The sequence below is a fragment of the Sinomicrobium oceani genome (assembly GCF_900119185.1).
GTDB lineage: Bacteria > Bacteroidota > Bacteroidia > Flavobacteriales > Flavobacteriaceae > Sinomicrobium > Sinomicrobium oceani.
Map to the genome: position 1 here is coordinate 15,281 of NZ_FPJE01000022.1, position 25,937 is coordinate 41,217.

At 45.2% G+C, this 25,937-nt stretch carries 25 protein-coding genes; 14 read left to right on the top strand and 11 right to left on the bottom strand.

Annotated elements, in window-relative coordinates:
• Positions 1-3 precede the first annotated feature (3 nt).
• Together BT112_RS16765 and BT112_RS16770 are read left to right on the top strand one after the other, a co-directional pair.
• The gene (locus BT112_RS16765) at positions 4-1,488 is read left to right on the top strand and encodes a RagB/SusD family nutrient uptake outer membrane protein (RefSeq protein WP_072318540.1); all 1,485 of its coding nucleotides are present in this window, start codon (positions 4-6) and stop codon (positions 1,486-1,488) included.
• A gap of 106 nt (positions 1,489-1,594) precedes the next feature.
• Positions 1,595-1,843, top strand: coding sequence for a class I lanthipeptide (locus BT112_RS16770; protein ID WP_139276285.1), 249 nt, complete (start codon positions 1,595-1,597; stop codon positions 1,841-1,843).
• 1,193 nt (positions 1,844-3,036) lie between these two features.
• Here BT112_RS16770 and BT112_RS16775 read toward each other — a convergent pair.
• Both BT112_RS16775 and BT112_RS16780 read right to left on the bottom strand, forming a co-directional pair.
• Entirely contained in the window at positions 3,037-4,662 is a 1,626-nt protein-coding gene (locus tag BT112_RS16775; protein ID WP_072318542.1) for a M1 family metallopeptidase, read from the bottom strand.
• 78 nt (positions 4,663-4,740) lie between these two features.
• Entirely contained in the window at positions 4,741-6,369 is a 1,629-nt protein-coding gene (locus tag BT112_RS16780) for an acyl-CoA carboxylase subunit beta (protein WP_072318543.1), read from the bottom strand.
• Positions 6,370-6,590: 221 nt separating this feature from the next.
• Between BT112_RS16780 and BT112_RS16785 the strand changes: the two genes are divergently transcribed.
• Together BT112_RS16785 and ettA are read left to right on the top strand one after the other, a co-directional pair.
• Positions 6,591-6,770: a CAL67264 family membrane protein gene (locus BT112_RS16785; RefSeq protein ID WP_072318545.1), complete on the top strand. Its 180-nt coding sequence runs from the start codon at positions 6,591-6,593 to the stop codon at positions 6,768-6,770.
• 78 nt (positions 6,771-6,848) lie between these two features.
• Positions 6,849-8,540: an energy-dependent translational throttle protein EttA gene (ettA, locus tag BT112_RS16790; protein WP_072318546.1), complete on the top strand. Its 1,692-nt coding sequence runs from the start codon at positions 6,849-6,851 to the stop codon at positions 8,538-8,540.
• Positions 8,541-8,587: 47 nt separating this feature from the next.
• Here ettA and BT112_RS16795 read toward each other — a convergent pair whose 3' ends face one another.
• The 4 genes from BT112_RS16795 to BT112_RS16810 all read right to left on the bottom strand — a co-directional run bounded on the left by BT112_RS16795 (position 8,588) and on the right by BT112_RS16810 (position 12,025).
• Positions 8,588-9,337, bottom strand: coding sequence for a C40 family peptidase (locus BT112_RS16795; RefSeq protein WP_072318548.1), 750 nt, complete (start codon positions 9,335-9,337; stop codon positions 8,588-8,590).
• A gap of 80 nt (positions 9,338-9,417) precedes the next feature.
• Entirely contained in the window at positions 9,418-10,593 is a 1,176-nt protein-coding gene (locus BT112_RS16800) for an acetyl-CoA C-acyltransferase (protein ID WP_072318550.1), read from the bottom strand.
• 164 nt (positions 10,594-10,757) lie between these two features.
• The gene (locus BT112_RS16805; protein WP_072318552.1) at positions 10,758-11,330 is read right to left on the bottom strand and encodes a hypothetical protein; all 573 of its coding nucleotides are present in this window, start codon (positions 11,328-11,330) and stop codon (positions 10,758-10,760) included.
• On the bottom strand, positions 11,327-12,025 hold the full coding sequence (locus BT112_RS16810) for an SIR2 family NAD-dependent protein deacylase (RefSeq protein WP_072318553.1): 699 nt from the start codon (positions 12,023-12,025) through the stop codon (positions 11,327-11,329). The genes BT112_RS16805 and BT112_RS16810 overlap by 4 nt, the downstream gene beginning before the upstream one ends.
• Positions 12,026-12,264: 239 nt before the next feature.
• Between BT112_RS16810 and BT112_RS16815 the strand changes: the two genes are divergently transcribed.
• Complete coding sequence (locus tag BT112_RS16815) at positions 12,265-12,927, top strand: TrmH family RNA methyltransferase (RefSeq protein WP_072318555.1); 663 nt, start codon at positions 12,265-12,267, stop codon at positions 12,925-12,927.
• Positions 12,928-12,939: 12 nt separating this feature from the next.
• On the opposite strand, the gene BT112_RS16820 is transcribed toward BT112_RS16815, so the two are convergent.
• Entirely contained in the window at positions 12,940-13,707 is a 768-nt protein-coding gene (locus BT112_RS16820) for a carboxypeptidase-like regulatory domain-containing protein (protein WP_072318557.1), read from the bottom strand.
• Between the two features lie 311 nt (positions 13,708-14,018).
• Entirely contained in the window at positions 14,019-15,764 is a 1,746-nt protein-coding gene (locus BT112_RS16825; protein WP_072318558.1) for a DEAD/DEAH box helicase, read from the bottom strand.
• Between the two features lie 430 nt (positions 15,765-16,194).
• On the opposite strand from BT112_RS16825, the gene BT112_RS16835 reads away from it, so the two are divergent.
• Entirely contained in the window at positions 16,195-17,064 is an 870-nt protein-coding gene (locus tag BT112_RS16835) for a phosphatase PAP2 family protein (protein WP_083564976.1), read from the top strand.
• On the opposite strand, the gene BT112_RS16840 is transcribed toward BT112_RS16835, so the two are convergent.
• Entirely contained in the window at positions 17,061-17,645 is a 585-nt protein-coding gene (locus BT112_RS16840; RefSeq protein WP_072318563.1) for a non-canonical purine NTP diphosphatase, read from the bottom strand. The two genes, BT112_RS16835 and BT112_RS16840, sit on opposite strands and share 4 nt — an antisense overlap.
• Before the next feature lie 9 nt (positions 17,646-17,654).
• Positions 17,655-18,128, bottom strand: coding sequence for a 23S rRNA (pseudouridine(1915)-N(3))-methyltransferase RlmH (gene rlmH, locus BT112_RS16845; protein WP_072318564.1), 474 nt, complete (start codon positions 18,126-18,128; stop codon positions 17,655-17,657).
• A gap of 208 nt (positions 18,129-18,336) precedes the next feature.
• On the opposite strand from rlmH, the gene nadC reads away from it, so the two are divergent.
• From nadC to priA, 4 genes are all read left to right on the top strand, one after another.
• Positions 18,337-19,200, top strand: coding sequence for a carboxylating nicotinate-nucleotide diphosphorylase (nadC, locus tag BT112_RS16850; protein WP_072318566.1), 864 nt, complete (start codon positions 18,337-18,339; stop codon positions 19,198-19,200).
• A gap of 82 nt (positions 19,201-19,282) precedes the next feature.
• Positions 19,283-20,203, top strand: a complete 921-nt coding sequence (locus tag BT112_RS16855; protein WP_072318568.1) for a YihY/virulence factor BrkB family protein — start codon at positions 19,283-19,285, stop codon at positions 20,201-20,203.
• A 35-nt stretch (positions 20,204-20,238) separates the two neighbouring features.
• Complete coding sequence (locus BT112_RS16860; RefSeq protein WP_072318569.1) at positions 20,239-20,670, top strand: DUF2147 domain-containing protein; 432 nt, start codon at positions 20,239-20,241, stop codon at positions 20,668-20,670.
• A gap of 111 nt (positions 20,671-20,781) precedes the next feature.
• Positions 20,782-23,256 carry a replication restart helicase PriA gene (gene priA / locus BT112_RS16865; RefSeq protein WP_072318571.1) on the top strand — a complete coding sequence of 825 codons (2,475 nt, stop codon included), beginning with the start codon at positions 20,782-20,784 and terminating at the stop codon, positions 23,254-23,256.
• A gap of 18 nt (positions 23,257-23,274) precedes the next feature.
• Here the strand turns inward: priA and BT112_RS16870 are convergent, their stop codons facing one another.
• Positions 23,275-23,964, bottom strand: a complete 690-nt coding sequence (locus BT112_RS16870; protein WP_072318572.1) for a LytR/AlgR family response regulator transcription factor — start codon at positions 23,962-23,964, stop codon at positions 23,275-23,277.
• 274 nt (positions 23,965-24,238) lie between these two features.
• Between BT112_RS16870 and rpsF the strand changes: the two genes are divergently transcribed.
• From rpsF to BT112_RS16890, 4 genes are all read left to right on the top strand, one after another.
• Entirely contained in the window at positions 24,239-24,577 is a 339-nt protein-coding gene (gene rpsF / locus BT112_RS16875; RefSeq protein ID WP_072318574.1) for a 30S ribosomal protein S6, read from the top strand.
• A 2-nt stretch (positions 24,578-24,579) separates the two neighbouring features.
• Entirely contained in the window at positions 24,580-24,879 is a 300-nt protein-coding gene (rpsR, locus tag BT112_RS16880) for a 30S ribosomal protein S18 (RefSeq protein ID WP_175545816.1), read from the top strand.
• A 13-nt stretch (positions 24,880-24,892) separates the two neighbouring features.
• Positions 24,893-25,345, top strand: a complete 453-nt coding sequence (rplI, locus tag BT112_RS16885) for a 50S ribosomal protein L9 (RefSeq protein WP_072318577.1) — start codon at positions 24,893-24,895, stop codon at positions 25,343-25,345.
• A gap of 89 nt (positions 25,346-25,434) precedes the next feature.
• Entirely contained in the window at positions 25,435-25,914 is a 480-nt protein-coding gene (locus BT112_RS16890) for a DUF6495 family protein (RefSeq protein WP_072318578.1), read from the top strand.
• The last annotated feature ends 23 nt before the right edge of the window (positions 25,915-25,937 follow it).

A 25,937-nucleotide genomic window follows, 5' to 3' on the forward strand; every position in this document is an offset into this window, starting at 1 on the left:
AAAATGAAAAAAGTCAAAATATATTTATCCTGTATTGCTGTTAGCGGACTTCTCTTTATGGGGGCATGCAGTAATGATTTTCTGGATGTGGAGCCTACGGATGCAGTTAGTGAGGATTTGGTTGCTTCTTCCGGAGAAAACCTGATGGCTGCCATAAATGGTATGCATCGCAATATGTACAAGAGACAGAACGATAGCCAGGGGCAGAACGGGTACACCGCGCAGATGATCAACGCCGATGTTATGGGAGAGGATGTTATTCTTCCTACTACGGGGAACGGTTGGTTTGTAACGGTGTTACGATGGTTGCATACGGATAACGAATCGTCGAGCTATGTTTCCTATCCCTGGGATTTCTGGTATTCGATGATTAAAAACGCAAATATTGTCCTGGCTAACGGAGAAGAAGCAGAAGGCGATCCTCTATTGGTAAACAAAGCACTCGGAGAAGCTCATGCATACAGGGCATTCGGGCATTTTCAGTTGGTTCAGATGTTCGGGAAACGCTATGTTGCCGGTGAAGCGAATGACGCATTGGGAGTGGTGATCAGGACCGATGGTTATGATAACGATCCCAAACCAAGAGCAACAGTACAGGAAGTCTATGATCAGGTCTGGGAAGATCTGGAGAAAGCGGAAGAATTGCTTGACGGAACTACGCATACCAACAATTCTCATTTTTCCGTAGCCAATGTGCGGGGAATAATGGCAAGGGTAGCTTTGGTACAACAAGATTATGAAAAGGCAGCGAGCTATGCAGAAGCTGCACGTGAAGGGTATTCCCTGATGTCTGCTGATGATTATAAATCCGGATTTAATGACTATAAAAATGGTGAATGGATGTGGGGAATACACATTCAGGAGGATCAATCGGACGGTTATGGTAACTTTATGGCCTTTATGTCCAGAAACTATGCTTCCACGCAGATCAGAACATCTCCTAAAGTAATGAATGTTTTACTGTATGATGCATTTCCGGATAGTGATGTAAGAAAACAGTTAGTGGATCCTACCGGTCTGCATGAAGATCTTGACTTGCCTTCGAATTTTTCGAAATTCGAGTATACTTCCCAGAAATTTATGGCAGCATCTACTTCTTTAAGTATTGGGGATGTACCTTTTATGAGGGCGGCCGAAATGTACCTGATAGAAGCAGAGGCCAAATATAAAATGAATCAGGAAGCCGCATCGAAATTGGTATTGGCGGAACTGGTATCCGCAAGAGATCCGGAATTTCTTGCTTTTACTACCACCGGAGAGGCTTATTACGAAGAGCTATTACTACAGCGAAGGATGGAACTTTGGGGAGAAGGATTCCGGTTCTTTGATCTGAAGCGTCTGGGAAGAAAGCTGGACAGAACCGACACCAATACAAGCAGAACCGTAATTAACAATCTCTATGTAGTGGAGCCTGATGATACGCGTTGGCAATGGGCAATTCCCCGCCAGGAGATTAATGCCAATGAAGAGATCGAACCGAATCCTTAACGGAGCGGCTCCGATATTTCTATCAAAAACTATGAAGGCGATTTATCCGGTGTTTCCGGATAGATCGCTTTTTTTATTACATTTATGGAAACTAAAATTTTACACCATGAAGAAAAAACAACTAAAAGCAAGATTGAGCTTAAACAAACAAACTATCAGCAGGCTGTCCGGTAAAGAAGCATCCCGTATTATGGGCGGTGACGGAGACACTACTCAAAACCATACCGTCTGTGATTGCGATCTGGCCGAAACAGACCAGGGCGCTGGATGCGAAGGTTCATTTATGTTAGTCTGTGAAACATTAGGGTGCGGGGACAATACCGGAACCCGGCTGCCCTCCTGTTGGAATTGTTAAGAGATACAATAGAAGGAAAAATGAATAGTAAAACCCAGGCATATTTTTTACAACATGCCTGGGTTTGTGTTTTTAAACAATTTGCTGGAATGCAGGTGTTTTTAAAATTTTAATCTTATCCGGATTTTCTCCGGAGACCTTTTTTGACCGCGTTAACACATTGCCCGGATTATCCGGAAGCGCTACCGGTATTCATCGGGAGGGTGGAACAAACCCGGGGATTATTTATTCCCGGGTAAGCCTGAATAGTGCCATTTAAGAGATTGGGTATACACCGAACCGGTTTGGGTTAGCAGCTAACCCATTCCCTTTAGCGGTCAACCTAACCTGTTTAGCTGCTTAAGCAATTACATATACAGCGTAAGTAACCCGGTTAGCGGTAAAAGCAGTTCGGTTAGCCGCTAACGTAATCCCTTTAACGGCTAACCCATTCCCTTTAGCGGTCAACCTAACCTGTTTAGCTGCTTAAGCAATTGGGTATGCGGCGTAAGTAACCTGGTTAGCGGTCAACCTGACTGTGTATGCTGCTAAACAAATCCCTTTAACGGCTAAACCATTTCCTTTAGCGGTCAACCTAACCTGTTTAGCCGCTTAAGCAACCTGTTTGGCGGTCAACCTAACCGTGTATGCCGCTAACGTAATCCCTTTAACGGCTAACCCATTTCCTTTAGCGGTCAACCTAACCTGTTTAGCGGCTTAAGCAATTGCTTATGCCGCTTAAGTAACCCGTTTAGCGGCTAACCTAACCGTGTATGCTGCTAACTTAATCCCTTTAACGGCTAACCCATTCCCTTTAGCGGTTAACCTAACCTCTTCCGGTGTCAAAGGGATTGTGTTCATGGCCGTTTTACAGCTTTAAACAGGAAAATACCTGGTCAAAATCAATGCGTCATGGGGAGGGAAGCATGGTGGTCCGGTGGCAGGTATGTGCCTGTCCATGCGGGTATAGTGCCGGCCTCACGGGATTGATACATCGGCTCCTGTGAAGACCGGGTATGAAGTGCATTGTTTTTCTGAAGGTGAATACTGTTTAAGTGTGGTGAATCAACAGTCCAGGCCCCGGGGAAAAACAAAAGTCAAGGGGATACCCCCGGGGTTTGGAGTCTCGCCAGACTCCCGTTCCGCTTACGGAAGACCTCTTTCCAGGAGAGAGCGTACCCTATCCATTATTCACGTTCACTTTAAATGTGAAGTTAATTCCCCACCTTTACATCCACAAAAAACCGGTCCGTAGCCACGGAAATTCCTTTGGGCGGTGTATCGAGTTTTTGCCATTCGGTAGTAGGGGTCAACCGGATTTTCTCACCGTTAATGCTTACATCTACCGGCATATCGAATTTTTTCACATCGGTTATCCATCGGTATGCCGTACCATTTTCGTCTCTTTTCAGCTCCAGCGTGGGGATATTTTTATACCTTAAATACTGGTCGAATACCGGTTCGAGGTGCAGTCCGGTTTCCTGTTCGAAGAAATTGATAACCATCTCGGTATCGACGATCATGTGTTTGAAGGTCTCGCTGAATTCCTTGATCAGTTTCCACCATTTGTCGTCATTATTAATAATACTTCTGATAGTGTTTAGCATGAGCGCCCCTTTAGGATACATATCGCCCGATCCTTCTTTGTTTACACCATAAGGACCGATAATAGGCTTGTCGTTTCTCACATTCTTCTTCAGGCCGTTTATATACTTTTGTCCTGCTTCATAACCCCATCGGCATTCTGTATAAACCACTTCGCTGTAGGTTGTAAAACCTTCGTGGATCCACATATCGGCAATGTCGGAAGAGGTAATACTGTTTCCGAACCACTCGTGGCCGGTTTCATGAATTATGATGAAGTCCCACTTCGTTCCTACACCTGTGCCGGAGAGATCGCGTCCGAGATATCCTTTCATATACTGGTTGCCATAGGCTACGGCACTCTGGTGTTCCATGCCCAGGTGGGGGGTCTCCACCAGTTTATAACTATCTTCCTTAAAAGGATATTCTCCGAACTTTTCCTGGAAACAATCCATCATTGGCTTAACTTCCTGGAAGTGTTTTTTTGCTTTTTCAAGGTTATAGCTCAACACGTAAAAATCCATGTCAAGCCCTTTATACGCTTCTCCGAAGTGAACGTAATCACCGATATTCAGGGCGACATCGTAGTTGTTGATCGGATTGATGACTTTCCAGTCCCATCGTGTATAACCGTTACCAAGGTCTTTTTTACCCGTAAGACGCCCGTTGGATACGTTTGTAAGCCCGTTAGGAACGGCTACCTTTATGGTCATGCCGTTGTCCGGTTCATCACTTTGATGATCTTTGTTGGGCCACCATGCACTGGCCCCGGTTCCCTGAACAGCCGTGGCAATCCAGGGTTTTCCGTTTTTGTCTGTCTTCCAGTCGAACCCGCCATCCCAAGGGGCACGTACCGCTGCAATGGGCTTACCGGAATAGTAAAAGGTAAGACTGTCTTTCTTATTCTTTTTAAAACTCTCCTTGTTGTCTATGAATACAGCGTTGTATTCCCTGCGGTAGGGCAGTTTTTTGCCGTGAAATACGATCGAATCCACCTTCATATTCTCAAAAAGATCGATTTGCATGACAGTTAAACGCTGCTGGGGTACAAAGACAATACGATTGTACCCCTGAATGTATTTTCTGGAAGGATCTACTTTGATATTGAGGTGATATTCCCGTACATCAAAATTCCTTTCGGTCCGTAGCGAACCTCTAAGTGTATCACCTTTGGTGTACTTTTCTTTATCCTGCATTAACTGGGCATGTGCGTTATGCAACCCGATAAGCATTAATAAGAGTAAAATTCTTTTCATCGATTCCTGATTTTTGCGCAAAAATATCAAATTCTACTATCCGTAGCCTGTGGTCCTTAAAAAAAATCAAAAACCCGTTCAGACCTGCATAACTCCGGGGTTATAAGGCTTCTCCAGGGGGGCATGGTTGGCAGCTTCTATGCCCATACTGATCCATTTTCTCGTATCTATAGGATCGATAACCGCATCGGTCCATAAACGGGCCGCTGCGTAATACGGAGAGGTCTGGGCGTCGTATCTCGATTTGATTTTATTGAACAGTTCTTCTTCTTTTTCCTTGCTTATATTTTCTCCTCTTTTTTTCAGGGAAGCCGTTTCGATCTGCAGCAGTACTTTCGCAGCCTGGGATCCTCCCATTACGGCGAGTTCTGCACTGGGCCATGCAATAATGAGTCTGGGGTCATAAGCTTTTCCGCACATGGCATAGTTTCCTGCCCCGTAAGAATTGCCGATAATAACGGTAAACTTCGGTACAACACTGTTGCTGACTGCGTTGACCATTTTGGCACCGTCTTTAATGATCCCGCCATGCTCACTTTTGCTTCCTACCATGAAACCGGTAACATCCTGAAGGAAAACCAGCGGTATTTTCTTCTGGTTGCAATTGGCGATAAAACGGGTGGCTTTATCCGCACTATCGGAATAAATAACCCCGCCAAACTGCATTTCTCCTTTTTTGGTTTTAACGACTTTTCGTTGATTGGCTACAATGCCTACGGCCCAGCCATCTATCCGGGCATACCCGGTGATCAGGCTTTTTCCGTACCCTTCTTTGTACTCTTCAAATTCCGAACCGTCCACCAGTCTTTTGATGATCGCTTTCATATCGTATTGATCTCCCCTTGATCTGGGCAGTATTCCGTAAATATCTTCCGGATTCTCGGTAGGTTTTACAGCCTTGATACGACTGAAACCGGCCTTGTCAAAGTCACCGATCTTATCCATGATATTCTTTATGGTATCGAGTGCGTCCTTGTCATCTTTGGCCTTGTAGTCCGTAACTCCGCTTATTTCGCAGTGTGTTGTGGCTCCTCCGAGTGTCTCGTTATCTATGGATTCTCCGATAGCAGCCTTAACCAGGTAGCTACCCGCGAGAAAAATACTCCCGGTTTTGTCGACGATAAGGGCTTCATCACTCATTATGGGCAGGTAAGCACCGCCTGCGACACAACTTCCCATAACGGCAGCTATCTGTGTGATGCCCATACTGCTCATGACGGCATTATTGCGGAAGATCCTTCCGAAGTGTTCCTTGTCCGGAAATATTTCATCCTGCATCGGGAGGTAAACTCCAGCACTGTCTACCAGGTAAATAATAGGTAGCCTGTTTTCCATGGCAATTTCCTGTGCCCGGAGGTTCTTTTTTCCCGTTATGGGGAACCAGGCTCCTGCTTTTACCGTGGCGTCGTTGGCAACAACTACACACTGTCGTCCTCTGACATAACCGATTTTTACCACAACTCCGCCGGACGGACAACCACCGTGTTCTTCATACATTCCATCACCGGCAAAAGCACCTACTTCGATGGTGGCACTCCCTTTGTCAAGCAGATACTCTATACGTTCACGGGCGGTCATTTTTCCTTCTCCGTGTAATTTTTCTACTCTTTTTTCACCTCCGCCTTTCTTTATGGTCGCCAGTCTGCTCTTCAGATCGGACAGGAGCAGTTTATTGTGATCTTCGTTTTTGTTGAAGTTGATATCCATACGTTTCACTTAGAATGCTGCTAAAATACGAAAAGAAGAGCGAAGTGCGAAGCGAAATACCATCGGGAAATGTCATAAAGTAATGACATTCCGCTGTTTTCATGGAAATTGGCGATATCATTATATAATGCTTAAATATTTCATAAATTGTACGATATTTGTCGATTGATTCCGTGTAAAAACGGATTTTTGTATATAAAACACATTTAATGGACACATCAATGGGAATGAATAAGAACGCGATATTTGGCTGGGCCTCCTTAATTATGTTTTTGATCGGAACTGCCCTGGTTCTGCTCGGGGTATTAAAATACAGGGATTATGCCATAGGGTTTTCTGTAGTGGGGATAGGCTTTTTTGCAATGTCCTGGATATTCAATGCACTGAAGGGAAGGATATAACCGGCGCAGGGATATTCTTATGACATCCCCTGTTTGCGGTAATCTGCTAATCATTAATCATAAAATCATCTATATAATATGTCAGACGATAAAAAAGTCATTTTTTCGATGTCGGGCGTTTCCAAAACGTACCAGAGTACAAATAAAACCGTACTGAAGGATATCTACCTGAGCTTTTTTTACGGAGCCAAGATCGGTATCCTGGGACTTAATGGTTCGGGAAAATCCACATTGTTAAAAATTATTGCCGGGGTGGAGAAAAATTACCAGGGTGATGTCGTTTTTTCTCCGGGATATTCCGTGGGGTATCTGGAGCAGGAACCTCAACTGGATGAAGAAAAGACCGTTATAGAAATTGTTAAGGAAGGTATGGCCGAAGTTGTAGCCGTACTTGACGAATACAATAAGATCAACGATATGTTCGGCTTACCGGAAGTGTATGAGGATGCCGATAAAATGCAGAAACTGATGGACCGGCAGGCAGAACTCCAGGATAAGATCGATGCGACCAATGCATGGGAACTGGATACCAAGCTGGAAATTGCCATGGATGCCCTTCGTACTCCGGATCCGGATACGCCTATAAAAGTGCTTTCCGGGGGAGAACGCAGACGTGTAGCCCTCTGCCGTTTGCTTTTGCAACAACCCGATATCCTATTGCTCGATGAGCCTACCAACCACCTCGATGCGGAATCGGTATTATGGCTGGAGCAACATTTGCAACAATATAGCGGAACGGTAATCGCGGTAACACACGACCGTTACTTTCTCGACAATGTAGCGGGATGGATTCTTGAGCTGGACCGCGGAGAAGGTATTCCGTGGAAAGGAAACTATTCTTCCTGGCTCGATCAGAAATCCAAAAGACTTGCCCAGGAACAGAAGCAGGCTTCAAAAAGGCAAAAAACTCTTGAGCGCGAGCTGGAATGGGTGCGTATGGCCCCAAAAGGTAGGCAGGCCAAACAGAAAGCACGTCTCAATAACTACGATAAACTCCTGAACGAGGACCAGAAACAACTGGATGAGAAACTGGAGATCTACATCCCTAATGGTCCGCGACTTGGGACCAATGTAATTGAAGCTAATGGTGTTGCCAAAGCATTCGGAGACAAACTGCTGTATGACAATCTCAATTTTAAACTTCCTCAGGCCGGGATCGTAGGTATTATCGGGCCCAACGGTGCGGGTAAAACGACGATCTTTAAAATGATCATGGAAGAAGAACAACCGGATAAAGGGGAGTTTGTAGTGGGAGAAACAGCTAAGATCGCTTATGTAGACCAGCGGCATTCCAATATAGATCCTGAAAAATCGATCTGGGAAAACTTTTCCGGCGGACAGGAACTTATCATGATGGGAGGAAAGCAGGTTAATTCAAGGGCCTATCTCAGTCGGTTCAATTTCTCCGGGAATGAGCAGAATAAAAAGGTTTCCGCGCTATCCGGAGGAGAGCGGAACAGGTTGCATCTGGCCATGACCCTGAAGGAAGAAGGTAACGTGCTTTTACTGGATGAGCCTACCAATGACCTCGACGTGAATACGCTCAGGGCATTGGAAGAAGGGTTGGAAAACTTTGCGGGATGTGCGGTAGTGATCTCTCACGACCGTTGGTTCCTCGACCGGATATGTACGCATATCCTGGCCTTTGAAGGGAATTCCGAAGTTTATTTTTTTGAGGGAGGTTTTTCCGATTATGAGGAAAATAAACGCAAGCGACTGGGAGCCGATGTTACCCCTACGCGCATAAAATACAAGAAACTGATCCGTTAACGGATCGGCTTGCATATAAAAAAACCGGGGAAAGTACCCCGGTTTTTTTATATGATCTTTTTAATCACGCGTAATTTATGCGTATGCCTTCGGGTGTCTACATTAAAGATCCCGGTATGGTCTATGCGGTCTATCCGTACTTTGCCGTAAGTGTGAATGATGTAGTTGTCTTTCATGATAATCCCGACATGTACGATATTGCCTTCGTCATCATCGAAAAAAGCGAGGTCACCGGGTTCCGATTCCTCGATAAAACTGAGGGGTTCGCCCTGGGTAGCTTGCTGGGAGGCCTGCCGGAGCAGCGGATATCCGTTTAGTTTGTAAACCATTTGGGCGAGGCCGGCCGCATCAATGCCAAAGGGTGTTTTTCCACCGTGCTGATGTGGGGCATTAAGAAATAGGAATGCAGTGTCCACCAGGTTTTCCTTGGCTTGTGTTCCTAATAATATATGCCCTTCAAAACGATGAGAGAGCAGGGAAGATGCGGTAACATGTGATCCTACGGGTACAGGCATAAGCTGCTCGTTGTGGTCGGTAATAAATTCGACCATGTCCGAAGATAAGCCGGTAATTTCCCTGTCGATATTGGTGTAAGTCTGTTCATCGATCAGCAGATATTGTTTGTTGTCTATCCAGCCTTCGTGTTTGTCGAATGCAAGACGGATTTTACTCCAGTATTTTTGTTGCTCAAGTACTTTAAAATGTTCGCCGTACAGCACCTGCGAAGTGAGTTCGGCAGTATTGCAAGATTGGGATCGTAAAGGGACGATACTGAGATTACAAATTCCGTATTGCATGTATTCTATAAGTCGGTTTTAATTTCTATATCAAATCCCGGAGCCTGATACAGTGAGGTTCCGGGATCGTAAACGGATAACTATCTTTCAATAACTATGGCGGAAGCACCACCGCCGCCGTTACATATTGCCGCCGCACCTGTTTTGGCATTGTTTTGTTTGAGAATATGGATCAGGGTCACCAGGATCCGTGCCCCGGAGCATCCCAGCGGATGACCCAGCGAAACAGCTCCACCGTTTACATTCACTTTGTCATCGGAAAGCCCCAATAGCTTCATATTGGCCAGGCCTACTACCGAAAAGGCCTCGTTAAACTCAAAGTAATCCACGTCTTTTATGGATATTCCTGCTTTGTCAAGTGCTTTAGGGAGTGCTTTGGCCGGTGCTGTGGTAAACCATTTGGGTTCCTGTGCCGCATCGGCATAGCTCTTAATCGTAGCCAGGGGTTCCAGTCCCAATGCTTTTGCTTTTTCCTCGCTCATGAGTACGAGAGCAGCAGCGCCGTCATTGATGGTGGAGGCGTTAGCAGCGGTTACCGTTCCGTTTTTTGTAAATGCGGGACGAAGAGCGGGGATCTTGTCGAGAATTACATTTTTGTATTCCTCATCCTCTGCAACTAATACCGGATCTCCTTTACGTTGCGGTACTTCTACGGGGACAACTTCTTCTGTAAACTTTCCTTCTTTCCAGGCATTTGCAGACCGGGTATAGGACTGTATCGCAAAATGGTCCTGATCTTCTCTGGAAAAACCGTATTCTTCGGCGCAGGCATCTCCGCAGACCCCCATGGCATTATGGTCGTAAGCATCGACAAGACCATCTTTTTGCATACCGTCCTCGAGGGAAGCGGGGCCAAATTTAGTACCTTTCCGCATGTGAACATAATGGGGTATAGCACTCATATTCTCCATACCGCCGGCAACGATGATATCGGCATCTCCGAGAGCAATGGCCTGGGCGGCCTGCATAACAGCTTTCATGCCACTGGCGCAAACTTTATTGATGGTAGTACAGGGTACCGTATCGGGTATGCCTGCGTAAATAGCTGCTTGTCGTGCCGGAGCTTGCCCTTCTCCTGCCTGTACGACGTTTCCCATGAGTACTTCGTCGACTTTTGCAGGGTCCAGCTCTATTTTTTGAAGTGCTCCTTTTATGGCGACAGCCCCGAGTCTGGGAGCAGGAATTTCTGAAAGGCCACCGAGAAAACTACCTATCGGAGTTCTCACAGCGGATACTATAACTACTTTTCTTCCCATTTTATTTCTGTTTTTAGTGTGTTTTCATGATTTTTAGTCCGGTGGCCTGGTATTCAGCCTCTTCTTTTTCGGTTATTTCCAGAACATTCTCCAAAGGCTTTATGTTGCGAATTTAAATAAAATTCAGCTATTGTTTTCCCGGCGTCCGGAGTTATTACTCACATTTATGGTTCATCTCGAAGTTTGTCCAGCAGATGTTTGGCCCTGGACCGGTATGCTGCGGAGTGTGAGGGATATCCCTGCCGGATGATCATCTTTAATTCGGGGTGTATCCAGTCCGATTTTTTGCCCAACAGGAAGAGACAGTGCATGGCATAAGCTTTTACGGCTACCTTGTGATTTCCGATGAGCCAGTCGAAGCATACTTCCGTGATTTGGCTGAGATGTTTCTCCTGCAGTTTGTTTTTCACTTCATTCGGAACTGTGCTAAAGTACCGTTCGCACAAGAGTTCGCATATTTTGCCGCAGGAGCGTATGGCACCGTCTGCCGAAAGTGTCGCGAGGCCGGAGGTAAAGGTGTCGATGTAGGGCAGCAGCCAGTCCGGTTTTTCTTTACAGACAAATTCCAGCACCCAGGAGGCCTTCGCCGAAGTTGTCGGGTCTTCCGAAAAACATGCGGTGAGGAGCCCGGGAAAAAGGGAAGGTGTGGCGAGAATCTCATCCGATAATTTTTTTCTCCGGTTGCGCAGCGCATTTACATAAGCGAGTTTGTCATAAATATTTTCGGTTGTTTTCATCGCTGTCGGCGGTTATCGAGAATCATTGCAATGGCTCTGGGGACTCCTGTGGTCGCTTTTTCAGGAATAATAGTGAGGTGCGGCCGGCTGTTTTCCGAAATTCCAGGTTTCGGGTCTATAAAATATACCGGGGTGTTTTCAGGAGCATAGTTTACCAGTCCCGCTGCGGGATATACCTGCATGGAGGTTCCTATAATCATGATAATATCCGCCTCGGAAACAGCCTGGGCGGCGTATTCAATCCGTGGTACGGTTTCTCCGAACCAGACGATATGTGGGCGTAGCTGGTGATGGTGTTCGCAAAAATCCCCGATATTGATATCTTTTTTCCAGTCATACACCAGGTCTTCGTCGAAAGTACTGCGGGCTTTCAGCAGTTCGCCGTGAAGGTGTATTACGTGCCGGCTTCCGGCGCGTTCGTGGAGATCGTCTACATTCTGAGTGATCACGGAGACTTCGAAGAGGTCCTGCAGACCGGCGAGTGCCCGGTGTGCCAAATTGGGTTCTACTCCGAGGAGCTGCTTTCTCCGTTTGTTATAAAAATCCAGTACCAGGGCCGGATTTCGGCGAAAGCCATCGGGAGAAGCTACGTCCATAATATCGTGCCCTTCCCACAAGCCATTGGCATCACGGAACGTGTTGATTCCGCTTTCGGCACTGATTCCCGCACCTGTTAAAACAACTATTTTCTTCACACCGTTTGTTTTAGATTCTACCACTGCGTACATGTACTAAAGCGCAACAGATAGCCACTCTACCATCCATATAACGTTTGTCTTACTGTTTTTATGGCTCGTGGAGATTTCCGATTTAAATTTTAGTCTAAAATAATGTAAATTGTGGCCGATTAAAAATTAAGGATTAAAAAGTTATACGACGGTCCCTGGAACTACAGTCCTATGAGAGGGACTTTCGTATAGCGCTACAGATAGCAATGGCAGATACAGCACTGTTACAATACCTCGAAGGTTTTCTTACGGCGGAACGAAAAGCAAAGTTTACAGATATATTATCCCGCCGTACCAGGCATTTGACCGTGGCTATACAGGATGTGTACCAGATGCATAACACCAGTGCGGTGATACGGAGCTGTGATGTATTCGGGGTGCAGGATGTTCATATTATCGAAGAGCGTTTCAGTAAACGACTCGATAAGAATATTGCCATGGGAGCGCAAAAGTGGGTGGATGTTCACCGCTATACATCGGCCAGGGCGTGTATGGATAAATTACGGAGCACCGGATACCGCATTATTGCTACGACGCCCCACAATGACTCCTGTTATGTGGAAGATTTTGATGTTTCGGAGAAATCAGCCCTGTTTTTCGGTACGGAAAAGGAAGGGCTTTCCGAAGAAATACTGAGTGAAGCTGACGGATACCTGAAAATTCCCATGGCCGGTTTTACGGAGAGCCTTAATATTTCGGTATCTGCCGCTATTATACTGCATACGCTGACCGGAAAATTAAAAAAGTCGTCTGTTCCGTGGGGATTATCCGAGGAAGAAATCCTGGAAAGAAGAATAGACTGGTCCAAAAAATCGATCCGGAGTATAGCGCATATACTGGAGCGATATAACGAAAACCAAAACCGGTAAGATTAAGGGATTTTATTCGTCAACCCGGTTCAGTATCTTGTATTCTTCATAACAGTCGTGAATAGCATCGAGTATCTGAAGGTCGTTTGCGGTACGGATAAAATCTTTGGAGTAATTGCAGTTCCGTAAAATCTCGTCGATATCCACACGGTCGATCTGTAATAATTCGCCCAGGGTTTCCCGGTCGAATTTAGACGCCAGCAAATTGCGTATTTCATCGTCTTCTTTCATTTTACGAAGCTTACGCATTTCTTTGGGTTTCTTCCCGAAAATATTGTGGAGAAAATCCACGGGGTTAAAAATAGCTCCGAGTACTTTGGAAATAGCGCCGGGATTGGCACTACCGGCTTCATAGCCTTTAGGAAGCCCTGATATGCTGTAACGGCCGGCATTGTTTATCGGGATGTTTTTAGCATCGATATCGAGATATCCGGTAAGTTTATAGGGTCGTATGACGACCTCTTCAAGGGCATAGGCCAGTTCGGTCATACCGATCCTGGTCCCTGCAAATTTAAGCATGTCATTAGTGACCCGGACCTTGATCGATTTGAAACCGAGAAACGATAAGTATAACGTGTCGTTTACACTGGCTGTAATCTGGAATTCTCCGTTCGGATTGGATACGGTACCTATAACCTGGTTCAGGTTTACGACATGCACATTGTCCATGGCCCGGTCCGTGCTGGTATTGAATATGACACCTTTGACTTTTTCCGTTTCCTGAGAAAAGCACAGCACAGTAAAGAATAGGGTGATTATAAAAGGAAATATCTTTCTCACTCGTCAATTTATTTTTCCCTCCCTGGGCAGATAGGAATACGTTTGGCTCCACAAGGTTTCCGTATCTGTAAACTGCCTTTTCCGTCGGGGTTTGTCGGGAGGCTAAAAATACTAAACCAAAATTAAAAAAAGGGGTGTTTGGATATTTTTTTAATATACAATTAACAGCATGGTCTCCGCCCGGAATTCCGGTAAATCTGTAGGTGAGTGATTGTTCTGTAGGTCAAAGGGGTAAAAAAAAGAACTTTTCAAAAGTGCCGCAAAATTAGTAGCGATACTCCTGAAAAGTTCTGTAGTTTATTCCGTGGGAATTATCTTTTTCTTCCTTTTCTTCCTTTATTGGAGAAACCTCTGTCTTTGCTGAAACCGCGGTCAAAACCACGATCGGAGTTGTTGAACCGGTTTCCGCCTCCTCTTTTTCTTCCTTTGCTTTTACGGCTTCCTCCGGGGCTTTTGGAAATTTCTATATTGATGAAACGTCCGTCCATTTTGAAGTCCGTAAAGACATTGAGAATACTCTCGGTGTGTACGGCATCGGTGTTGAAGAAGGAAAAACTTTCTTTTACATCGACCTTGAAAATATCATCTCTGCCCAGATCGACCGTGTCACGAAGGAAATCCTTCAGGGTTTTCCAGTCGTATCCATCGCGCTCACCTACATTGATAAAATAGCGTACGTCTCCTTCATCGGGAATGTCGGCAGACGAATTCGGGTCGCGTCTGTCGGAACCTCCGCTTATATTTAGGTCTTTTGCATTTTTATAGTAATTGAAGAATCTTCCGAATTCTACGGATACCATTTTTTTGATCAGCTCTTCCCGGTCCAGGTCGCGAAGCACATCATTGATCGCAGGGAGGTAATGATTGACTTCCTCATTGATCTCCGTGTTCTTGATTTTACTGGCCAGGTGATACAACTGTATTTCACAGATCTCCATGCTGCTCGGAATGGTCTTTACCTCGAACTGCTTCTTGATGATCTTTTCGATAGCCCGTATTTTCCGGATCTCACTTTTAGCGAGGATAACCATGGAAATCCCCGATTTACCGGCTCTTCCGGTTCGTCCGCTCCGGTGATTGTAGGTCTCTACTTCATCGGGTAACTGGTAATTGATAACATGGGTGATATCGTCAACATCGATTCCGCGTGCGGCTACGTCCGTGGCTACCAGCATCTGAATCTGGCGGCTACGGAAAGATTTCATGACCATATCGCGTTGGTTCTGGCTCAGGTCTCCGTGCAGTGCAGCTGCATTATACCCGTCTTCGATAAGTTTTTCGGCAACGTTTTGCGTATCCCGTTTGGTTCGGCAGAATACCACCGAAAAAATATCGGGATTAGCATCGGCAAGCCGCTTGAGCGCCAGGTATCTGTCCCGTCCGTTGACCAGGTAGTATTCGTGTTGTACGGTATCCGTCCCGGAGTTTTTGGCCCCTACGGTGATCTCTTCGGGGGCGTGCATGAATTTACGCGCTATGGTAGCCACCTCTTTGGGCATGGTAGCAGAGAATAACCAGGTGTTTTTCTCTTTCGGGGTATGCGAAAGTATGGATGTGATATCTTCGTAAAATCCCATATTGAGCATTTCGTCAGCTTCATCCAGTACACAGTAATTGATACGGGATATATTGACCATACCACGGTTTATCATATCCTGCATCCGTCCCGGTGTAGCCACGACGATCTGGGCTCCTTTTCTCACATCACTGGCCTGTGCTGTGATGCTGGCACCTCCGTATATGGCCACGACATTAAGACCCTTGACATATTTGGAGTAGTTCTTGAGTTCGTTGGTAATCTGCAAACACAATTCGCGGGTAGGGGACAGGATCAGTCCTTGTGTGGTCCTGTCTCCTGCGTCTATTTTTTGAATAAGCGGGAAGCCGAACGCTGCTGTTTTACCTGTTCCGGTCTGAGCCAGGGCTACCATGTCGGTATCCTGATCGAGCAGAACCGGAATAGCTTTCTCCTGTACCTCGGAAGGTGATTCAAACCCCATGTCTTCAATCGCCTTTAAAAGCAGGTCGTTCAGTCCTAATTGTTTAAATTTGTTCATAAAGAAAATTAAAATAAGGGGCAAAGGTACTCTTTATTCGCGGTTAATCGCTATTTTTTATCAATTATTTGCTCCGGGTTGATGAATTGGAAATACCTGTATGCGTTATAGTTAGGTCTTTGTTTTTTGGGGAATAGGTGCCGGAGTATGGTGTGCTGACGAAAATGTTCGGTGTTCTGCAAAGAAAATCTTCTTTTTTTACAGATAATATCCGGAAAAAGCAGCGGAGCAAAGCGGTCTTTTTCGTTGTATTTGCCCGGAATGTATGGAGGGTGGCCGGGTAGCGACATTCGCGGCGGTATAATGTCCGGATCAGGAGGATAAGTGTTGTGTACCACTGGAACCAAAATATCAGGTTCTTTTGATCTGTCCTTTTGCTTTTGTCGTATCTTGCGACATCTTTTGACCAGATGATAAAAAGGAAAAAAATATGACGAAACTTTGTGTGCCCGTTTCCCGGTTATGGTATGTTTTCATGGCTTGCCTTTTTTTATGCAATGTCCGGGCCCAGGAAAACGAACCGGATTCGCTTTCCGAAGGCGGTCTTACCCGCTGGCAGATGTTCAAGTATGATGGGGCCAATATTTTCGGAGGCATGGCTCACGCATACAGCAGGCCGTTACACTGGGAAGGTGATGACTGGCTGACTTTCGGTGGTGTAATGGTAGGTACGGGACTCGTTTTCCTGGCTGATGATCAGACCAGTGATTTTTTTGTACGACAGGGTAAAGATATGCCGCAGTTTATCCGCGATTACGGATGGTACTACGGCAGTCCTCAGAATAACTATATGCTTACCGGAGCAGTTTACCTTACCGGTTTGTTTACAAAAAACGAGAAATGGAGACGAACCGGAGTACTGTTGATTTCTTCGGCGAGTACGGCGGGCTTATTGCAACAGGTGAGTAAAATGTTGGTGGGCCGTGCCCGTCCGCGTACCGGGAAGTCCAAGGATACTTTCGACCCTTTTCCTTCGGATTCCGATTACCATTCCTTCCCTTCCGGGCATACGATATTGTCTTTTACCAATGCTTATGCGCTGGCCAAGCTGGTCAATAACCCTTGGGCAAAAGCAGGGATCTATACCGTCGGGCTCGTCCCGGGCGTATCGCGTTTGTGGGAAGGGGCGCACTGGTTGTCGGATGTGGTGCTGAGCGTGGCTATCAGTATTGCTACTGTCGAAGCTATCGACCACTATCTGGATTCCAAATACGATTCTCCTTACCGGCATAAAAAGAACAAAATATCCTGGAATTTCAATGTGGGCCCCGGAAAAATCGGTGTTGTGGGCGTGTTTTAGTCTGCGGTGTATGCTTCCAGGTACGTAATGAGCTTACGCACAGCTTTTCCGCGGTGTCCTATTTCGTTTTTCAGTTCAAGCGGGAGTTCGGCAAAAGTCCTGTCGTAACCGTCGGGACGAAAAACAGGATCGTATCCGAAACCCTTATCCCCGGATTTTTCAACGGTGATCATTCCGTTTACGGTACCTTCAAACTGTAGGAGCTCTCCGTTGAGATGAAGTGCAATGACGGTTTTGAAACGGGCGCTCCGGTCTTGTTTGTCCCGGAGTTCGAATAGGAGTTTGTCCATGTTAGCCTCTGGGTTTTTAGCCTCTCCGGCATAGCGTGCAGAATATACGCCGGGTGCTCCGCGGAGGGCGCGAACTTCCAGTCCGGTATCATCGGCAAAACAGTCGTATCCGTATTTTTCCCTGAGATATTCCGCTTTCTGGATGGCATTGCCTTCTATGGTGCCTGAAGTTTCGGGAATGTCTTCATGGCAGTTTATATCTTCAAGACTGAGCAGGGTGATGCTCTCGGGGAGCAGGGCCTGTACCTCGGCCAGTTTGTTTTTGTTATGCGTGGCGAAAACCAATGTCATGAGCTTGATTTATTTGTGATGATAGGGTTCGTTGTTAAGTATGGTAAAAGCGCGGTACAGTTGCTCGGTGAAAAACAGGCGTACCATTTGATGTGAAAAAGTCATCGCGGATAGCGATAATTTGCCTTGAGCCTTTTGATAGACGGTGTCCGAAAAACCATAGGGTCCGCCGATAACGAAGACCAGTTGTTTTATTCCCGAATTCATTTTTTTCTGCAGAAATTCCGAAAAACCTACGGACGACCATTGTTTACCGTTCTCATCGAGCAGGATGAGCTGATCGGCAGATTGCAGCTTTTTCAGAATGAGTTCTCCTTCTTTTTCTTTCTGCTGGTTTTCGCTCATTTTTGCGACATTCCGGATATCGGGAATAACCTCCAGGGTGAACTTTGTGTAAAAACCCAGACGCTTCTCATAATCCTGTATGAGCGATTGCAGGGCGGTACTGTCTGTTTTACCTATGGCCAGAAGTTTGATGTTCATAAGGCAAAATAAAAATAGCGGCGCCTATAAAACAAGGATTTTTATTGAAAACTGTCCAATGCAAAGGGATATTCCGATTCTGACGAATAATTTTTTTACGTGAACGACGGTGTTTGTAACTTTGGAGGCGTCATTTCCGGATCTGTTTCGGAGATGGGGTGTCAAAAAATGTATAATTTAGTATTTTAGCGATAAAACCAAGGGTGTCATGATATCAAAAGAACAATTTGACCGTGAGGTCGATCTTATCATAGTCAATGCAATCCGTGAGGATGTGGGAGATGGCGACCACAGTTCGCTGGCCTGTATACCGGAAGAAGCTCGCGGAAAGGCCAAACTGCTTGTCAAGGACAGGGGGGTGCTTGCCGGGGTCGGTTTTGCACAAAAGGTTTTTAAACATGTGGATGAGGGGCTCACTGTAGACGTACGTATCAGAGACGGACAGGAAGTAAAGCAGGGAGATATTGTTTTTTATGTGGAAGGGAGTTCGCGTTCTATTCTCAAGGCGGAACGTTTGGTACTCAATGCGATGCAGCGGATGAGTGCGATAGCTTCGAAGACAGCGAAATACGTAAAAATACTGGAAGGCACCGGGACCGGAATACTGGACACCCGTAAGACGACCCCGGGTATACGTGCGCTGGAAAAGTGGGCGGTGAAAATCGGAGGGGGTGAAAACCACAGGTTTGCCCTGTATGATATGATTATGCTCAAAGACAATCATATCGATTTTGCCGGGGGGATCACCCAGGCTATAAAAAAGACTAAAAAATACCTGGAAGAGCGGGGCAAAGACCTTAAAATCATAGTGGAGGCCAGGAATATGGAAGAAGTCGAAGAAATATTACAATCGGAAGGAGTATATCGTATTTTGCTGGATAACTTTACTTTTGAAGAGACGGTTAAGGCTGTCAAACGTATCGGAAAAAAGTGTCAGACGGAATCTTCGGGAGGCATCGATGAAACCACAATACGCAAATATGCCGAATGCGGTGTGAATTATATCTCTTCGGGCGCATTGACCCATTCGGTCTATAATATGGATCTGAGCCTGAAAGCGGTTAACGATTGATCGTGGATAGCGGTATGTCTGTTATGCGGTATATTGTCATTGTAAATTCCTGTCGCAGGCAGGCTCCAATCGAAGTACGACTATGTCTATAGAGATCGAAGAAAAACTTTCCAGAATACCGGTAGTAAATCTTCTTGTCCGGTTTTTCAAGAATATAAAACTGAGGGCTTTTGAGGGGCTTTCGGTTTATGACTTGTTGGAGATGTATGTTTTCGGGATCGTAAAAGGAGCGCTGACGTATCGGGCCAGTGCCATATCATTCAGTTTTTTTATGGCTATTTTTCCTTTTTTACTGTTTGTTCTCAACCTTATTCCGTATATACCTATAAAAGATTTCCAGGCTGAATTTCTTCATCTTATCGACGGGCTTTTGCCCCCGGAAACCGCTTCGTATTTCAACCCGATATTCAGTGATATTGCCGGAAAGAAAAGGGGGAGCCTGCTCTCGTCTGTTTTTGTACTCTCTGTATTTTTAATGACCAACGGTATTAATGCAGTCTTTGGGGGCTTCGAAAACTCTTATCATGTCAAGATAAACCGCAACGTAGTGCGCCAGTATTTTGTTGCTCTTGGCGTGGCGGTTATCATGGCGCTTTTACTGCTGGTTTCGGTAGCGGCTTTTATTTTCTTTCAGACCGATATTATAAGTCGTCTTACCGAGCGGGGGCTTATCGAAAACGCCGATCTTTGGATAGGGATCGCCAAGTACCTGTTTTTTGTTTTTATTGCTTACCTTTTTACCTCCATACTCTATTATTTCGGAACTGTGGAAGGAAAACACACCCATTTCTTTTCTCCGGGAGCACTGCTCACCACCATTCTGTTTATGCTAACTTCTTATTTTTTCGGGGTTTACATCGAAAATTTTTCGCAGTATAACGAATTGTATGGCTCCATCGGGGCATTGCTTATTTTGATGTTGTATATCTGGCTGAACTCTAATATTCTTCTTCTCGGTTTTGAACTAAATGCATCGCTACGTAGTTTGAAACAAAAATTTTAATATATTTATTAAAATAATAACGAAAAACAGATCAAATGAGAAAATTAATATGGACCGCGGGATTGTGTTTTCTGTTGGGAACACTTTCTGTTACAGCTCAGGATATTTTCGGAAAATGGAAGACCATCGACGACGAGACCGGAAAGGAAAAATCTATAGTGGAGATTTACGAAAAAGGAGGAAAGGTCTATGGTAAAGTCGTGGAGATTCTCAATAAGGAGAAGTTGGATGCCCGTTGCGAAAAGTGCAAGGGAGATAAGAAAGATCAGCCGATTCTCGGTATGGTTATTATCGATGGGCTTAAAAAGGATGGCAGTGAATATTCCGGAGGAGATATTCTGGATCCGAACAAGGGGAAAGAGTATCGTTGTAAGATTTGGGTTGATGAAGATGACCCGGATAAACTGAATGTGAGAGGGTATGTCACTTTTCTGTATCGTACGCAAAACTGGTATAGGGTGAAATAATTATCATGGGATAATAAGCTTAAGTATAACGCCGGGAATAATTCGTATCAACGGATTTTCCCGGCTTTTTTTTGATCCGGCGGGCGAGCCCTAATTTCTTATCTTTGCAGGATGCAACAGTATTTCGTAGACGTTATTCTGCCTATACCTGTAGAGAAACAATTCACATATCGTGTTTCGGAAGAGGAGTTCGGCGTTATACAACCGGGAATGCGGTTGGCGGTCCCTTTTGGTACATCGAAAATATATACTGCACTGGCCTGTACATTGCACCAAAACCCTCCGTTGCTCTATGAGGCCAAATCGATCCATGAGATACTGGATGAAAGTCCGGTAGTTACAGCGAAACAGCTACAGTTATGGTTCTGGATAGCCGATTATTATATGTGTTCGCCCGGGGAGGTATTTCGTGCGGCACTTCCGGGAACGCTTCTTCTGGAGAGTGAAACCATAGTATTGAGAAACGATGATTTTCAGGCTTCTGAAGCCACACTTCAGGATGATGAGTGGCTGGTTTATGAGGCGTTGCAACACCAGCCTATACTCAAGGTTACGGAGGTTTCGTCCATACTGGATAAAAAAAATACGTTACCGGTACTGAAACGTCTGCTCGAAAAAGGCGTTGTACGTGTAAAGGAGGAAATCCAGGAACAGTACCGCCCGAAACTGGTGCGTTTTATCAGGGTAGCTCCCCGTTACAGCGAAGATGAGGCTTTGAAAGAATTACTGGATGACCTGGAGCGGGCCAAAAAGCAAAAGGAGGTATTGCTGTCCCTTTTTTCACTTTCGGCGACTACTAAAAAGCCGATAAAACTAAAGGAACTTCAGGAAACAACCGGGGCTTCTGCGGCAGTGATCAAAAGTTTGACAGCTAAGGGTATACTCGATGATTATTACCTACAGACAGACCGGGTGACATATTCGGGTAAGGCTGTGGAAGAGACCCGCGAACTCAATACCTACCAGGAAAAAGCCCTCGGAGAGGTCCGGGAGCATTTCCGGGATAAGGATGTCACCCTTTTATACGGAGTGACTTCTTCCGGAAAGACCGAAATCTATGTAAAGCTTATCGAAGAGACCCTGGCCAGGGGCAGGCAGGTCTTGTACCTGCTTCCTGAAATAGCCCTGACCTCCCAACTGATACACCGGTTACAAAATTACTTCGGAGAACAGGTAAGTGTATACCATTCCAAATATTCTAATAACGAGCGGGTAGAGGTGTGGAATAACCTGTTGCAAAACTCGCAAAAAACCCGGATTGTATTGGGAGCAAGATCTGCGGTATTTCTGCCTTTTACCGATCTGGGACTGGTCATTGTCGATGAGGAGCACGAGGTTTCCTTTAAGCAGTTCGATCCGGCACCGAGATATCACGCCAGGGATGTCGCGGTGGTGCTGTCGTCCTTACACGGCGCCAAAACCCTCCTTGGATCGGCTACACCGAGTGTGGAAAGCAGTTATAACGCCAAGACGGAAAAATACGGGCTGGTAGGACTGACCAGGAGGTATGGTGATGTCCTTTTGCCGGAAATGGAACTTGTGGATATCAAGGAAAAGTACCGGAAAAAGAAAATGAAGGGGCATTTTTCCGATCGTCTGATCGAAGAAATCGGGGAATCCCTGTCGGAAGGTGAGCAGGTGATCCTGTTTCAGAACCGCAGAGGATACGCACCGGTTATGGAATGTAATACCTGCGGACATACGCCGCAGTGCCCGAGTTGTGATGTAAGTCTTACGTACCACAGAATACGAAAGCAGTTGCGTTGCCATTATTGCGGTTATCACATGGCGCTCCCCGAAAGTTGTGTGGCTTGCGGAAGCAGTGATCTCGATACCAGGGGGTTCGGTACAGAACAGGTGGAGGAGGAACTCCGCGAAATTTTTCCTCAAGCCAGAACGGGAAGAATGGATTCTGATACCACCAGGGGGAAATACGGGTATGAAAAAATTATCACGGCCTTCGAGCAACAGGAAATAGATGTGCTGGTGGGGACACAGATGCTGACAAAAGGACTTGATTTTCGGAATGTCCGGCTGGTAGGGGTAATGAACGCCGATAACCTGCTCAATTATCCCGATTTCCGGGCCTTTGAGCGTAGTTTTCAGTTGATATTACAGGTTGCCGGGCGTGCGGGACGTACGGAAAAGAGGGGAAAGGTACTTATACAAACGTACAATCCGTATCACCAGATATTACAGCAGGCTTCTATGAATAAGTATGGGGATATGCTTACCGATCAGCTGAATGACAGAAAGCAGTTCTTGTATCCGCCATTTTACAGGCTTATAAAAATATCCCTGCGACATCGCAATTATCATACGGTACAGGAGGGGGCAAACTGGTTCTCCGGGGCGCTGCGAAGTCATTTCGACATTCCCGGTTGGAAACGTGATTATATTCTGGGGCCGGAGTCGCCCTCGATAGGGCGGATACGAAATCTTTATATCAAGGATATACTTATTAAGATCCCGCCTTCACAAAATCTGAAAAAGGTAAAAAACGGTATCGCCCGCGTTCATAAAAGCTTTTCTGCAATTGCAGCGTATAGAAGTGTCCGGGTGTCCTTTGATGTGGATTGTTACTGAGCCGGTATGGTTTTCGGGTTATTTGCCCAGAATTTCCGTGAGTTTGGCTTTGCGGTTTCTGCTTAACGGGAGTTTTGTTCCGCTGACTTCGACTACACGGCTGTTGTAACGGTCTACCTTGTCCAGGTTGATGATAAAGGATTTGTGTATGCGCATAAACCGGTCTTCCGGAAGTTCCTGCTCAAAAGATTTCATGGTAGACAAGACGATAATGCTCTCTTCGTCCGTGATCAGCTTTACATAATCGCCAAGTGCTTCTATCCATTTGATCTCATTGAGAAATACCTTGTGTTTTTTCAGGTTGCTTTTTACAAAGATGTAGTCATCGTCTTCCTTAGCCGCTGTTTTTAGTTTGTGTTTTTCCAAGGCCCGTTTTACGGCGACTTCAAAACGTTCGGGAGCGATGGGTTTATGGAGGTAATCGGTAACGTCATAATCGAAAGCCCTCAAGGCATACTCGGCTTTGCCGGTGATCAGGATAACCTGCGGCGGATCCTGCAGCGATTCGAGAAGGTCGAACCCGGTGATGATAGGCATTTCTATATCGAGAAAGATCAGGTCTACTTTTTTTAGTTTCAGCCCGTTTTTCGCTTCGATAGCATTGCCGTATTCGGCTACAAGTTGAAGGGAGGTACTGCTTTTTATAAGTTTGGCTACCGCCATTCGCTGTATGTTCGAGTCGTCTACAATTATGCAATTCATCTTCATTGCTGTACTACTGCCTTTGGGGTTAAGTTCTTCATTATCCTAACAAATATTATGCCGTGGAGATAAATAGACGGGGCCAGGTAAAATTAATATTTAATACTCCTTCTGAAAATCGTGCAAAAATAATAAGCAATTTTACAGATTTTTTTTGCTTTGACACAATTTTGCTTTAAAAAAAGGATAAAATCTGTATTCGGGAAAATATTGTAATCATAATTTTTGAACTTCCGGGAGAAAAGAGTACTTTTGCAGCCACAAAATAAAAAAGTTAATTATGTATCATTACGAAACTGTTTTCATTCTTAATCCCGTTTTATCTGAGACTCAGGTAAAGGAAACAGTTAAGAAGTTCGAAGATTTCTTAATTTCCAGGGGAGCAGAATTTGTATCCAAAGAGGATTGGGGGCTTAAAAAACTGGCTTACCCTATTCAGCACAAGAAAAGCGGGTTTTATCACCTGTTCGAATTCAAAGTACCCGGAGAAGTTCTCGGTGCTTACGAAACAGAGTTCAGAAGGGATGAGCGCGTTATGCGTTATCAGACCGTAAAACTCGATAAGCATGCTATTGCTTGGGCAGAGAAAAGAAGGAATAAATTAAACCAAAAAGCTTAGGAATTATGTCATCTATCGAACAACAAGCCAAAGGTAAAAAAGACGGGGAAATCAGATACCTGACCCCCCTGAACATCGAAACCAGCAAGGCGAAAAAATACTGCCGTTTTAAAAAGTCCGGGATCAAATACATCGACTATAAAGATCCGGATTTCCTCCTGAAGTTCGTCAACGAACAAGGTAAAATTTTACCCAGAAGGTTAACAGGAACATCATTGAAGTACCAGAGAAAAGTAGCCGTAGCTATCAAAAGAGCACGTCACCTGGCTTTGATGCCTTATGTAGCGGATTTGTTAAAATAAAAAAAGGCAGACAATGGAATTAATATTAAAGAAAGACGTAGATAATTTAGGATTTAAAGATGACGTGGTAACTGTTAAAAACGGTTACGGGCGTAACTATCTTATTCCTCAGGGGTTTGCCGTTCTGGCTACGCCTTCTGCCAAAAAGGTTCTGGCAGAAAACCTCAGACAAAGAGCTTTTAAAGAGCAGAAGGTCGTTGATGATGCTAAGAAAATAGCTGATGCGCTTGCTAAGCTCGATGTGAAGATCACTGCCAAAGCGGGGACAGGAGATAAATTGTTTGGTTCCGTAACCAATATCGATCTGGCTGAGTCTATCGAAAAAGAAGGACATAGCATAGACAGGAAGTTTATCAACATCAACGGAGGAAGTGTAAAGAGAACAGGAAAATACAATGCTGTGATCCGACTGCACAGAGAGGTGATCGTAGATTTCCCTTTCGAAGTAGTTGCAGAGGCTAAGTAATTTTTTAAAATATTCGTTTGGGAAAATCGTCTAAAAAGTAATTTTTAGACGATTTTCTTTTTGGGGTTAATCAAAGCTGAAGAAAAACTATGAAGTACAGGAGACTTACAAAAGAACAACTGGAGGAGCTGCATCGTGAATTCATCAATTTTCTGGCTACCCAGTCCATTACAGCTGCCGAATGGGAGCAGATCAAAAGTGATAGTCCTGCTGCGGCAGAAGAGGAAATTGACATTTTTAGCGATCTTATCTGGGAAGGGGTGCTCCGTAAGGTGGAATACCTCGAAAATATATCGGCCGATCAGATGCATTTGTTTCGTATGACCGATAAAGACATGAAACTGATTGCCATACGGGTGCACAACCCGGATGTGGATCTTATGACGACCGGGGGATTCGAATGGTTCAAAAAGCACTTCATGACCGATATGGTAGATATTATGACAGCCACCAAAACCTATTTTGCAGATCGTAACAAAGATAAATTCGAATTGATCGAGAAAGGGGCGGTAATTACCAAAGGAAAATTATACCATTGGTTTGAGGAGATGATGATGGGAGACGAATAATTTCGTTTAAAGCGCGTTCCCCC